Origin of the sequence: Nonomuraea sp. NPDC049714 (genome assembly GCF_044465295.1) — a bacterium.
In the GTDB taxonomy this organism is placed as follows: Bacteria; Actinomycetota; Actinomycetes; order Streptosporangiales; family Streptosporangiaceae; genus Nonomuraea.
In genome coordinates this window covers 409,714-422,109 of sequence record NZ_JBITLM010000007.1, presented here as the reverse complement: position 1 = coordinate 422,109, position 12,396 = coordinate 409,714, and the positions used below count along the sequence as shown (strand labels likewise).

11 protein-coding genes are annotated in these 12,396 nt (G+C 70.7%); 1 reads left to right on the top strand and 10 read right to left on the bottom strand.

Annotated features, from left to right (window positions below; translation table 11 throughout):
- Positions 1-23: 23 nt before the first annotated feature.
- From ACIBQX_RS28175 to ACIBQX_RS28160, 4 genes are all read right to left on the bottom strand, one after another.
- The gene (locus ACIBQX_RS28175) at positions 24-1,298 is read right to left on the bottom strand and encodes an SGNH/GDSL hydrolase family protein (RefSeq protein WP_397009585.1); all 1,275 of its coding nucleotides are present in this window, start codon (positions 1,296-1,298) and stop codon (positions 24-26) included.
- A 186-nt stretch (positions 1,299-1,484) separates the two neighbouring features.
- Complete coding sequence (locus ACIBQX_RS28170; RefSeq protein ID WP_397009583.1) at positions 1,485-2,900, bottom strand: FAD-dependent monooxygenase; 1,416 nt, start codon at positions 2,898-2,900, stop codon at positions 1,485-1,487.
- Between the two features lie 256 nt (positions 2,901-3,156).
- Positions 3,157-4,542: a glycine--tRNA ligase gene (locus ACIBQX_RS28165; RefSeq protein WP_397009581.1), complete on the bottom strand. Its 1,386-nt coding sequence runs from the start codon at positions 4,540-4,542 to the stop codon at positions 3,157-3,159.
- A gap of 96 nt (positions 4,543-4,638) precedes the next feature.
- Positions 4,639-4,926 carry an antibiotic biosynthesis monooxygenase family protein gene (locus ACIBQX_RS28160; protein ID WP_397009579.1) on the bottom strand — a complete coding sequence of 96 codons (288 nt, stop codon included), beginning with the start codon at positions 4,924-4,926 and terminating at the stop codon, positions 4,639-4,641.
- Between the two features lie 65 nt (positions 4,927-4,991).
- Here ACIBQX_RS28160 and ACIBQX_RS28155 point away from each other — a divergent pair, with 65 nt between their 5' ends.
- Complete coding sequence (locus ACIBQX_RS28155; protein ID WP_397009577.1) at positions 4,992-5,426, top strand: DUF6703 family protein; 435 nt, start codon at positions 4,992-4,994, stop codon at positions 5,424-5,426.
- Between the two features lie 15 nt (positions 5,427-5,441).
- Here ACIBQX_RS28155 and ACIBQX_RS28150 read toward each other — a convergent pair whose 3' ends face one another.
- From ACIBQX_RS28150 to sucC, 6 genes are read right to left on the bottom strand one after another with little or no spacing between them, the layout of a single operon-like run.
- Positions 5,442-6,992, bottom strand: a complete 1,551-nt coding sequence (locus tag ACIBQX_RS28150; RefSeq protein ID WP_397009812.1) for an aldehyde dehydrogenase family protein — start codon at positions 6,990-6,992, stop codon at positions 5,442-5,444.
- A gap of 4 nt (positions 6,993-6,996) precedes the next feature.
- Positions 6,997-8,718 (bottom strand): glyoxylate carboligase, encoded by a 1,722-nt coding sequence (gcl, locus tag ACIBQX_RS28145; protein WP_397009575.1) that lies wholly within the window; start codon positions 8,716-8,718, stop codon positions 6,997-6,999.
- On the bottom strand, positions 8,715-9,575 hold the full coding sequence (locus ACIBQX_RS28140) for a 2-hydroxy-3-oxopropionate reductase (protein ID WP_397009573.1): 861 nt from the start codon (positions 9,573-9,575) through the stop codon (positions 8,715-8,717). Before ACIBQX_RS28140 ends, gcl begins: the two co-directional genes overlap by 4 nt.
- Positions 9,572-10,336 carry a hydroxypyruvate isomerase family protein gene (locus ACIBQX_RS28135; RefSeq protein ID WP_397009571.1) on the bottom strand — a complete coding sequence of 255 codons (765 nt, stop codon included), beginning with the start codon at positions 10,334-10,336 and terminating at the stop codon, positions 9,572-9,574. The genes ACIBQX_RS28140 and ACIBQX_RS28135 overlap by 4 nt, the downstream gene beginning before the upstream one ends.
- Positions 10,333-11,217: a succinate--CoA ligase subunit alpha gene (gene sucD, locus ACIBQX_RS28130; RefSeq protein ID WP_397009569.1), complete on the bottom strand. Its 885-nt coding sequence runs from the start codon at positions 11,215-11,217 to the stop codon at positions 10,333-10,335. The genes ACIBQX_RS28135 and sucD overlap by 4 nt, the downstream gene beginning before the upstream one ends.
- Positions 11,217-12,347, bottom strand: coding sequence for an ADP-forming succinate--CoA ligase subunit beta (sucC, locus tag ACIBQX_RS28125; RefSeq protein WP_397009567.1), 1,131 nt, complete (start codon positions 12,345-12,347; stop codon positions 11,217-11,219). Before sucC ends, sucD begins: the two co-directional genes overlap by 1 nt.
- Positions 12,348-12,396 lie beyond the last annotated feature (49 nt).

Sequence of the window (12,396 nt, the reverse complement as noted above, 5' to 3'; positions counted from 1 at the left end):
GGCCACGCGCCGGACGGCCGGCTCTATCCCTGGAACAACTCCAGGTCGAAGGCCTCGGCGATCGCCTGGTTGCCCGCGTCGTTCGGATGGATGCCGTCGCCGGAATCGAACTCGGCGCGCAGGTTCGTCGGTGCGGCCGGGTCACGGGTGGCCGCGTCCAGATCGACCACCGCGTCGAACTCACCGCTGTCGCGGATCCAGCGGTTCACGTCCTGGCGCATGCGCTCGCTCTCCGCCGTGAAGACGAACGTGCCGCCGAACTGCGTCAGCGTGCAGCCGATGATCCGCAGTCCGTGCAGATGCGCGCGGCCGATCAGCATGCGGTAGCCGGCGATGATGTCCTCCGCCGTCGCCCGCTCGCTCTCCGGCATGCCCATGAAGCTGAAGCAGATGTCGTTGCCTCCCTCGGCCAGGACCACCCAGCGCACACCCGGCCGGGCCAGCACGTCGCGGTCGAAGCGCGCCAGCGCGCTGGCGCCGAAGCCGTCGGTCTCACGCAGGACGCGGTTGCCGGCGATCCCCATGTTGATCACCGCGCGCGGCGGCAGGTCATGCCGCGCGGCCAGCCGGCGCGCCAGCGACGAAGGCCACGGCGTGTCCGCGCCGGGCGTGGTGCCGGCGCCATCGGTGATGGAGTCGCCGAGGGCGACGATGGTGGCGGCCGTGGGCGGCGCGAGCACGTCGATGCCGGTGAGCCAGGCATAGGACTGGAACCCGGTGGCGTCCCACAGGTCCTGCGTGGCGGTCTGGTCGCCCGGTGCGAGCCACGCCGTGCGCAGTCCGAGCTCGTGCGTCGTGGGAGTGACCTTCTCGTCGGGGATGTACAGGGAGACGACCAGATCGGTCTGCGCGGGCACGTCGTACTCAAGGGGATCGCTGTAGATCTGCGCGCCCGTCGGCAACACGACCGCTGCGCGCCCGCCGAAGGTCAGTGCGCGCGAGCTGTCCGCGCGGATCGCCGCGCCGCTGTCGTGCCGCGCGATCTGCGCGGCCTCGACGCGCACCGGCGCGTGGCCGAAGGAGTTCGACAGCGCGACGCGCACGGCCGTGCCTCCCACGGTGGCACGGGCCACCATGCGTACGGTCTGCGCGCTGACCTTCGTCGGCCCGGCCGGTGGTTCGGCCAGTGGTTCGGCCGATGTTTCCGCCGGCGGTTGGACCGGCGGTTCGGCCAATGGTTCGGCCGGTGGGGGCGTGGGATCCTGCGCCGGCGCGGCGGCGGGTGTGTCGGCGGTGGGTGCGGGTGCGTCGGCGGCGGGGGTGACGGCGGGCGGAGCGTCGTCCGGTGGATCCGGCATCCACGGCCCTGCACCGGGCTCGGCGGGTTGCGCCAGTTGCTGTGCCGTGCCCCAGGTAGCGATCCAGTTTCCCTGGCTTGTCGGGCTTGGCCTGGTGCTTTCGCGGACCTCGTTCATGGCCCAACCTCTCGAATCGTCGTGATCATCATGCGGATCGATGCTTCTGCCCGGGCCGGTCGCTCTCGTTCAGAACCAGCGCGCGAGCGCCTCGTCGAGTGACCGGGTCGACGCGTCCGTCCACGCGATGCAGCCGTCGGGACGGACGAGCGTCGACGGGCCTTCCTTGGTGCGCGCATGGTGCACGTTGTGCGGGAGTGACCGTTCCGAGGGCGAGACGAACAGGCCGCCGCCCTTCTCCATCAGCGCGTACAGCCGCTCTTCGCCGCCGTCGGCGAGCGTGAGGAGCCGGTCCTTCGTGAGCGTGCCGACGAGCGGGTCGTCGTCGCCGAGGTCGTAACGGATGCCGGCCCCCGAGAGCATCTCGCCGATGTGGCGATTGCCTTCGGGCAGCTTGATCAGGTCGCTCACGATGGTGCGGAGCGCGCTCGTGAGCGGGTCGGGACGCACCAGCGCGACTTGCGCGCGCGTGTTCTCCAGGACGCGCGCACCGACGGGGTGGCGCTCGGCGGTGTAGGAGTCGAGGAGATGATCGCGCCCCTTCACCGCCGTGGCGAGCTTCCAACCGAGGTTCGCGGCGTCGACGAGGCCGAGGTTCAGGCCTTGGCCGCCGAAGGGTGAGTGGACGTGCGCGGCATCGCCGGCGAGAAGGACGCGGCCCATGCGGTAGTGCATCGCCTGCCGCGCGTTGTCGGTCCAGCGCGTCGCCTTCGTCATCGCGAGGATCTTGACGTCGGTGCCGCTCACGCGCTGGATCGACGCTTCGACCTCGGCCTGGGTGATCGGCGCGGCTCGATCCGGCGGCGGGCCGTCGAACTCCGCCGTGAAGACGCGCCCGGGGATCGACGTGACGAGGCCGCGCGGCGTTCGCTGCCAGCCCTTCGCCAGCTTCTCGGGCGCGTCGAACTCGACGTGAGCCTGGTAGCCGGTGATGGTCGGATCCGTGCCGGGGAACTCGAAGCCGGCGAGCTTGCGGACGAGACTCCGGCCGCCGTCGCAGCCGACGAGGTACGTCGCGCGCAGCGGGCCCGCGCTCGTCGCCACGGTCACGCCGTCGTCGTCCTGCTCGAAACCTTCCATCGCGACGCCGCGACGGATCTCGATCCCGAGCTCGCCCGCGCGCACGGTGAGGACTCTCTCCAGTGCCTCCTGCGGCACCATACGGCTGCGGCGCTCCGGGTCGCGCTGGAGGTCCTGGTCGATCACGAACAGCGCGGAGAAATGGCCTCCCGGCTTCTTCACCGGCCCGGATCCGGCACGTGCCGCCTTCGCCATCGGCATCGTCACCTGTTCGTCGTCGAGCGCACGCGCGAGCCCGCGTCGCTCCAGCGCCTCGGCTCCCACCGCGCCGATCGCGGCGGCCTTGATCCCGAGGTCGGGCTCGGCCAGCCGTTCCAGTACGAGCGGCCGCACGCCGGCGGTCTTGAGCTCGATGGCGAGGAGAAGCCCGACCGGGCCGGCGCCGACGATGACCACGTCGTGCACCACAAGATCGCTCATGTCTCAGTCCTTCCGTCTCGGACCGGAGCCGTGCAGGCTCCGGCCTCGACAGGCAGACTGCCGCGGCCCTCTGGCATCGCCCGCACATCGCCCGCACACGCCTCTGGCACAGCCGGTGACTCGTCGGCTCGCCGGCTCCATGGCCTGCCCGCCGAGCCGGACGACACCCCAGAACGTGCGACGCCGCCCGTCGCGAGCGGCGGGCGGCGTCGGGGCGGGGACGAAAATCCTCGCCGGAGAGCTAGTCGTTCAGGTGCTGGCGCAGGTAGGAGTCGACCTGGTCGAGGGCGATGCGCTCCTGGCCCATCGTGTCGCGCTCGCGGACCGTCACCGCCTGGTCCTCCAGGGTGTCGAAGTCCACCGTGATGCAGAACGGCGTGCCGATCTCGTCCTGGCGCCGGTAGCGGCGGCCGATCGCGCCCGCGTCGTCGAACTCGACGTTCCAGCGCCTGCGCAGCTGGGCGGCCAGGTCGCGGGCCTTGGGCGACAGGTCGGCGTTACGGGACAGCGGCAGGACGGCGGCCTTGACCGGGGCGAGCCGGTGGTCGAGCCGCATGACCGTGCGCTTCTCCATGACGCCCTTGGCGTTGGGCGCCTCGTCCTCGGTGTAGGCGTCGAGGAGGAAGGTGAGCGTCGCCCGGTCGACACCGGCGGCGGGCTCGATGACGAAGGGGACGTAACGCTCGCCGGTGTCCTGCTCGAAGAAGCTGAGGTCGACGCCCGACGCCTTGGAGTGGGCGGTCAGGTCGAAGTCGGTGCGGTTGGCGATGCCTTCGAGCTCACCCCACTCGGAGCCGGTGAAGTTGAAGCGGTATTCGACGTCGACCGTGCGCTTGGAGTAGTGGGACAGCTTCTCCTGCGGGTGTTCGTACAGGCGCAGGTTGTCCTTGTTGATGCCCAGGTCGGAGTACCAGCGGAAGCGCTCGTCGATCCAGTACTGGTGCCACTCCTCGTCGGTGCCGGGCTTGACGAAGAACTCCATCTCCATCTGCTCGAACTCACGGGTGCGGAAGATGAAGTTGCCGGGCGTGATCTCGTTGCGGAAGGACTTGCCGACCTGGCCGATGCCGAACGGGACCTTCTTGCGCGCCGACTGCTGCACGTTGAGGTAGTTGATGAAGATGCCCTGCGCGGTCTCGGGGCGCAGGTAGGCGAGGCCGGACTCGTCCTCGACCGGGCCGAGGAAGGTCTTGAGCAGGCCGCTGAACTGCCTGGGCTCGGTGAAGGTGCCCTTGTTGCCGCAGTTGGGGCAGGTGATGTCGGCCAGGCCCTGCTCCGGCTGCTTGCCGTGCTTCTCCTCGTAGGCCTCGACGAGGTGGTCGGCGCGGAAGCGCTTGTGGCAGGACTGGCACTCGGTCAGCGGGTCGGAGAAGGTCTCGACGTGGCCGCTGGCCTTCCACACCTCGGGCGCCAGGATGACGCAGGAGTCGAGGCCGACCACGTCCTCGCGGGCCTGGACCATCGACAGCCACCACTGCCGCTTGACATTGTTCTTCAGCTCGACGCCCAATGGACCGTAGTCCCACGACGCGCGCAGTCCGCCGTAGATCTCGCTCGACGGGTATACGAGCCCGCGGCGCTTGGCGAGGCTGACGATGGTGTCCATGACGTCTGTGCGTCGTGCCATTTTGGTTGGATCTCTTTCCGGCTGGAGGTCGGCGAGGAACATTCGATGAAGCTCCCAGCTTAGGGGACGCTCACGCGCCCCCGCGCGCGAGTATCGCTACGCCCGGTCTTGCAGGTAGACGTCTTCGAAGGCGCTGGGTTCGTTGACCATGAGGATCATGAGGGGATACATCGCCATCCGGGCGGCGGACAGGGCCCTGCGGTAGAAGCCGGCGCCCTCCCACTCGCTGACGAGCGCCCACAGGTTGGGCTCGTCGACCGAGCGGGCGAGCCGGCCGCGCAGATAGCCGGGCTGGGTGGCGAGGGTGTCGAGGATGGCGTGGCCCTGCTTGGCGAAGTCTTGGGACTGGGACTCTGGAACGGTGTAACGGATCACGGCGAGCACGTTCACAGGATGTCAGACGGATCCATACCGACGGGGCGATTCGTTCGGCCGCTAGGCTCGGCCACGTGGCCACCAACGACGACCGCCGCAAGCACCCGCTCGCCCAGCCGCGCCCGGCCCAGGGCGCCAAACAGGGCGCCCAGCAGCCAGCCCACAAGGGGGCGAGGCCGAAACGCCCGCTGCCGCCGGGCGAGCAGTTCTTCACGCCCGGGGCGACGGGGCTGCGCAAGGCCGTGGAGCAGCGCAGCGCCACGCCGCTGGCGTTCCTGTTCACCCAGGTGCCCAAGTGGGTGCCGCCTGCCGTCATGGTGGGCCTGCTGCTGACCGGTTTCGTGGTCACCAACTGGCTGGGCGGCGTGGCCGTGCTGCCGGTGCTTGCCTTCATCGTCTGGCTGGCCTACCTGTCCTGGCCTTCGCTCAAGGTCAGCGGCAAGCTCCTGCGGGTCGCCATGTCGACCTTCCTGGTGTTGGTGGTGGCGACCCGGTTCGGGCTGTTCTAGCCGGTTCTGGCTGGTCTAGCCGAGCGGGCTTTCGGGCTGCAGCGTGTAGTGCGGGAAGTTGCCGGGCAGGCGCTCGCCGTCGGGGCCCTGGGTGGCGGCCCGGACGAGCAGTTCGCCGCCGACGAAGGCGCCGCGCCACGAGGCGCCGAGCCCGCCGAACAGCTCCTCGCGGTCGCCTCTGGAGCGTGGCCGGTTGTGCCCGACCTTGAAAGCCCGCACGTCGGGGGCGAGCCGGCCGAAGGTCTCCTCCTCGTCGCAGGACAGGGTGGCCACCAGGGCGCCGTTGCTGGCGTTCATCGCGGCCAGCAGCTCCGCCTCGGTGTCCACGAGCACGATCGTGTCGACCGGGCCGAACGGCTCGGCGTGGAACAGCGGTGAGGATCGGGGCGGGTTCAGCAGCGCCACCGGCGCCACATACGCCGAAATATCCTGACCTGGCAGGAAATGTCCGTCAGCCAGGGACGCCCGGTGGATCGGCACCCCGCCCCTCGCGACGGCCTCGTCCACCTGGTCGGCCAGTTCCTTGGCCTTCGAGGCGTTGATCAGTGGCCCGAAGTCCAGCTGCGGCAGCGGGTCGTCCGGCTCGGCGACCGCGAGCGGATGCCCGAAGCGCAGCGAGCCGACCGCCGACAGGTAGGCCCCGAGGAACTCGTGGAACAGCGACCGCTGCACCACGAACCGCGGATAAGCGGTGCAGCGCTGTTTGCCGTAGTCGAAGGAGGCCCGGATCTGCCGGCCGAGCGCCTCCCAGCCGGAGTACTCCCACACCCCCCACGCGTTCAGCCCCTCCTGCTCCAGGACGTGCCTGCGTTCCAGGTCGGCCAGCGAGGTCGCGACGTTGGCGCCCGCGTCCCTGCCGCCCACGAACGACACGCACCCGAGCGACTGCCCCGCCACCAGCACCGGTGACAGCTCGGCCCCTCCCCCGCTGACCAGCGTGAAGGGCAGACCTTCCCGTACGGCCAGCGCGGTGGCGAGGGTGAGGCAGCACAGCCCGCCGTCCGTGGGCGTCTTGGCGATGACCGCGTTGCCGGCCAGCGCCTGCACGAGCATGGCGTGCATGAGGACGCTCATCGGATAGTTCCAGCTGGCGATGTTGCTGACCGGCCCCGGCAGCGGCGTGCGGCCGTCGACCATGCGGTCGATCTCGTTGAGGTACCAGCGCACGCCGTCCAGGCAGCGGTCGACGTCGGCGCAGGCCGTCTTCCACGGCTTGCCGATCTCCCAGACGAGCAGCAGGGCCAGCAGGTCGCGGTGCGCGGCCATGGACTCCACGGCCGCGGCGACCCGTGCCTTGCGTTCGGTCAGCGGCAGGTGCCGCCACTGCCGGTGCTCCTCGACCGCGCCCGCCACGGCCCGGCCCGCGCCGGCCCGGTCCAGCCGGGGCGGCCCGGCGATGGCGGTGCCGTCCAGCGGCGAGAAGACCGGCACGGGCCGCCCGTCCCGCTGCCAGAACCCACCCCAGTGGTTGAGCACCCGATCGTCGTGGAAGGCCTCGGGCGCCGCCGCACGGCATCCCGCGTAGGCGTCCCGCCAGGCTGTTCCAGGTTTGAGTTGCAAGGGAATCTCCTCAGTCGGACCAGTCGACGCTGATGAGCTCGGGCAGCGGCTCGAACTCCTTGATCGCCTCCAGCGAGGGCCCCATGGCGGCGTTGGCCTCGCGCTCCACCATCACCTCGACGAGCACCGGCAGTTGTTCGCGTTCGGCCTCGGCCGACGCCCAGGCCAGCGCTTCGCTGAGGTCACCGGGCACCTCCACCCTGCGCGCCGGGCAGCCGAAGGCCTCCATCGCCTTGACATGGTCGATACCGCCCTCTCCGTAGTGCAGGTCCACGGCGAAGTTCATCTCGTACGGGATCTCGGCCTGTCTGATCAGCCCCAGGTACTCGTTGTTGATCATGACGATGACGAACGGGATGCGGTACTGGGCGGCCACCGCGATCTCCTCCATCAGGAACTGGAAGGAGTAGTCGCCCACGACCACCACGACGTCGCGCTCGGGATAGGCGCACTTGACGCCCAGCGCGGCGGGGATCTCCCAGCCGAGCGGCCCGGCCTGGCCGCAGACCAGGTAGCGCCGGGGCAGGTAGGTCGTCTGGAACTGGCCGGACCAGATCTGGTAGAGGCCGATCGCGGTGACGAAGGTGGTGTCCCTGCCGAAGTGCTCGTTGATCTCCTTGAACACCCTGGGCGGCTTGATCGGCACGTCGTCGAAGTCGTCCCGGCGCGCCATCGTGCGGCGCAGCTCGCCGACCTTGCGCACCCACTTGCCGGGTTCGCGGGCCCCGGTGCGGGCGCGCGCCTCGTCCGCCAGCTCGGCCAGCACCGGCTTGGCGTGTCCGACGAGACCGAGGTCGGGCTCGAAGACCCGGCCGATCTGGGTGGGCTCGACGTCCACGTGGATGAAGCGGCGGCCCTTGCGGTAGACGTCGAGGTCGCCGGTGTGCCGGTCGCCGAAGCGCGCGCCCACGGCCAGGACGAGGTCGCTGTCCAGGAACGCGGCGTTGCCCCACCGGGTCTGGGTCTGGATCCCGGCCATCCCGGCGAACAGCGGATGGTCCTCCGGGAAGGCGCCCTTGCCCATGAGCGTCACCTGCACGGGCACCTGGAGGTGCTCGGCCAGCGCGCGCAACTCGTCGGCGGCGTCGGCGATGATGACACCGCCACCGGCCAGGATGATCGGCCGTTTCGCCGTGGTGAGCAGGTCCACGGCCGCGCGCACCGCCTGGGGCAGCGGCCGCCGCACCTCGACGGGCAGCGGCGCGTCCAGCTCGGGGTCGTACAGGCAGGTGCCTCGCTGCACGTCGATCGGCAGGTCGATGAGCACCGGGCCCGGCCGGCCCGAGCGCGCGATCCGGAACGCCTCGCGGAACACCCAGGGCGCCTGGGCCGGCTCCTTGAGCTGCACCGCCCACTTGGTCACCGGCTTGGCGATCTCCACGATGTCGACCGCCTGGAACGCCTCCTGGTGCAGCTTGCTGGTGGCGGCCTGGCCGGTGACGCAGATCATCGGGATCGAGTCGGCCATCGCGGTGTAGAGGCCGGTGATCATGTTGGTGCCGGCCGGCCCGGAGGTGCCCACGCAGACGCCGACGTTGCCGGTCACCCTGGACCAGCCGTCGGCCGCGTGCGTGCCGCCCTCTTCGTGGCGCACCGTGATGTGCTTGATCGAGCTGTGCTGAAGCGCCGCGTAGAAGGGCAGGATGGCGGCCCCGGGGATGCCGAAGACGGTGTCCACCCCCTCCGACTCCAGCACCGCGACCACGGCCTCCATGCACGGAACACGTTTCATGAGTTGAGCCTTTCGATCACCTTGAGCAGCGCGGAGTGGTCGAGTGAGCCGTGGCCCTGGGCTCTGGCCGCGGCGACGAGCTGGGCGACCTGGCCGGTGAGCGGCAAGGAGACGCCGGCCTCCCGGGCCGCCGCGACGGCGATGCCCATGTCCTTGTGGTGCAGGTCGATGCGGAAGCCGGGGGTGAACTCGCGCTCGATCATGGTGTGCCGTTTGAGGTCGAGGATCCTGGAGCCCGCCAGGCCGCCCGCGAGCACGTCCAGGCCCGCCACCGGGTCCACGCCCGAGGCCTCCAGGAGCACGATCGCCTCGGCCACCAGGCCGTAGATGCCGCCGACGACGAGCTGGTTGGCCGCCTTCACGGTCTGCCCCGCGCCCGAGGGGCCGACGTGCACGATCGTGGTGCCGAGCGCTTCGAGGACCGGCCTGGCCGCCTCGACGTCCTCGGCCGCGCCGCCGACCATGATCGAGAGTGTCCGCTCGATCGCGCCGCGCTCCCCGCCGCTGACCGGGGCGTCCAGCGCGCGGATGCCCCGGCCGGCGGCCAGCCGCGCGGCCCAGCGCGAGGTCTCCGGCCTGATCGTGCTCATGTCCAGGTAGAGCAGGCCGGGGCGGCCGTGCTCGACGACGTCGGGGGCGACCTGCTCGACCTGCGGCGAGTCGGGCAGCATGGTGATCACCACGTCCGCCCCCGCGACCGCCTCGGCCACGCTGGACGCGCCCTTGCCGCCGATGGATTCGAGCTGCGCGATCCGCTCGGCGCTCACGTCGTAGCCGGTCACCTCGTGTCCGGCCGTGACGAGGTTGGCCGCCATCGGGCTGCCCATGATCCCCAGGCCGACGAAACCGATACTCATCGCTGCCTCCAAGCGAACGCTCCTGGCCCCTCGTGCCGGTACTCCAGCCCGATGTGACCGCGATAGCCCGCGGCCTCCAGCCGCGAGAAGATCTCCTGGTACGGCATCCGCCCGCTGCCGGGTTGACCCCGGCCGGGGTCGTCGGCGATCTGCACGTGGACGAACCGGTCGACGTGCGCGTCGATGAGGGCGAGCACGTCCTCGCCCATCCGGTGCAGGTGGTAGAGGTCGGCCAGGAAGCCGACGTTCGCCCTGTCCACCTCGTCGATCAGGGCGAAGGCCGCGCCGGAGGAGGTGATGGGATAGTGCGGGTTGTCGTGGGAGTTGACGGCTTCGACCACCACGGTCGCGCCGATCCCGGCCGCCGCGTCCGCCGCCCGCCTCAGGTTCGCCACGGCCAGGTCCCTGTCGACCTCCGGGCCGTTGCCGTACAGCGCGTTGAGCACCTCGCAGCCCAGCTCGCCCGCCAGGGCGACCGCGACGTCGATGTTGGCCACGAACCCGGCCGAGCCGTCCGGCCTGGCCAGCATCCCGCGATCGCCCGCGGCCATGTCGCCGGCGTAGAAGTTCAGCCCGACGAGGTCGACGCCGGCGTCCTGAACGGCGTCGACGAACGCCCGCAGCTCGGCCGCCGCGGGCTCCGGCGTGTCGAACGGCCACCACAGCTCCACCGCGTCGAACCCGGCCTTGGCGGCGGCGGCCGGCCGCTCCAGCAGCGGCAGGTCGGTGAACAGGATCGAGAGGTTGACGTCGAACCTCATGCGGCCGCCCTGCCCAGGGCCGAGCGCATGAGCCTGGCCGTCTCCGAAGGGGTTCGCCCGACCCGGACGCCGACCGCCTCCAGCGCCTCCTTCTTGGCCTGGGCGGTGCCGGACGAGCCGGACACGATCGCGCCCGCGTGGCCCATGGTCTTGCCCTCGGGGGCGGTGAACCCGGCCACGTAGGCGACGACCGGCTTGGTGACGTGCTGCTCGATGTAGGCGGCAGCCCGCTCCTCGGCGTCGCCGCCGATCTCGCCGATCATCACGATCGCGTCGGTCGCCGGGTCCTCCTGGAAGGCCTGGAGGCAGTCGATGTGGGTGGTGCCGATGACCGGGTCGCCGCCGATCCCGACGGCCGTGGAGAAGCCCAGGTCGCGCAGCTCGTACATGAGCTGGTACGTCAGCGTGCCCGACTTGGAGACCAGCCCGATGCGCCCGGAGGAGGTGATGTCGGCGGGGATGATGCCGGCCGACGACTGGCCGGGGCTGATCAGCCCGGGGCAGTTCGGCCCGATGATCCTGGTGCGTCCGGCGGCGAGCGCGCGGAAGCGGACCGCGTCGTGCACCGGCACACCCTCGGTGATGACCACGCACAACGGGATGTCCGCCGTGACTGCCTCCTCGACGGCGGAGCGGGTGAAGCGCGGCGGCACGAACACCACCGACACGTCGGCCCCGGTCTCGGCCATCGCCTCGGCCACCGAGCCGAAAACGGGCACCGAGCGCTCGCCGAAGTCGACCGACCGGCCGCCCTTGCCCGGCGTCACGCCGGCCACCACCTCCGTGCCGGCCGCGAGCATGCGGGCGGTGTGCCGGCTGCCCTCCGCGCCCGTCATGCCCTGGACGAGCACCCGGCTGTCCTTGGTCAGGAAGATCGCCATCACACACCTGCCGCGAGTCTGGCCGCCATCTCGGCGGCGCCGTCCATGGTGGAAACCTGGCGGACGACCGGGTGCCTGGCGTCGCTGAGGATGCGCCGCCCGACCTCGGCGTTGTTGCCGTCCAGCCGCACGACGATGGGCCGGGCCAGGCCACGCTCGCCGAGCAGTTCGAGTGCGGTGACGATGCCGTTGGCCACCGCGTCGCAGGTCGTGATGCCGCCGAAGACGTTGACCAGCACCGAGCGCACGTCCGGGTCGGCCAGGATGATCTCCAGCCCGTCGGCCATGATCTTGGCGGACGCGCCGCCGCCGATGTCCAGGAAGTTGGCCGGGGCCGCGCCCGCTCCGGCGACCACGTCCAGCGTGCTCATGACCAGCCCCGCGCCGTTGCCGATGACGCCGACCCGGCCGTCGAGCTTGACATAGTTGAGCCCCTTGGCCCTGGCCTGGTCCTCCAACCCATCAGAAACCTCGGCGTACGCCCAGGAGTGCCGGAAGGCGGCGGCGTCGTCGAGGGTGACCTTGCCGTCGAGGGCCACGATCCGCTGGTCGGTGGTGCGGATCAGCGGGTTCACCTCGACGAGCAGGGCGTCCTCCTCGACCATCACCTGCCAGAGGCGCTCCAGGACCGGCGCCACCGCTTCCGGCAGCCCGGCCTTGGCCACGAGCAGGCGCGCGGTCTCGGCGTCCACTCCGGTCACCGGGTCGATCGGCAGCCGCACGATGGCGTCGGGGTCGGTCTCCGCCAGTTCCTCGATCTCCATGCCGCCCTGGGCGGACACCATGGCCAGGAAACCGCCCTGCGCGCGATCCACCAGGAAGGCCGCGTAGTACTCCTCGAAGGGCACGGTCGCCTCCTCGACGAGCACCGTGCGCGTGAGGTGTCCCTTGATGTCCATCCCGAGGATGCCGGTGGCCTCCTCCTCGGCGCTCGCGGGCCCGGCCGCCACCTTGATCCCGCCCGCCTTGCCCCGGCCACCGGTCTTCACCTGGGCCTTGATCACGACGGGCACACCCAGCTCGGCCGCGACCGCCCCGGCCTCCTCAGGGGTGGCCGCGACTCTGCCCGGCGGGATCGGGATCCCGTGGCGCCCGAAGAGCTCCTTCGCCTGATATTCGTACAGGTCCATTTGAGCCTCCTTTGTAGACGGTATACCGTATGGAATATCCTTCGTCTAG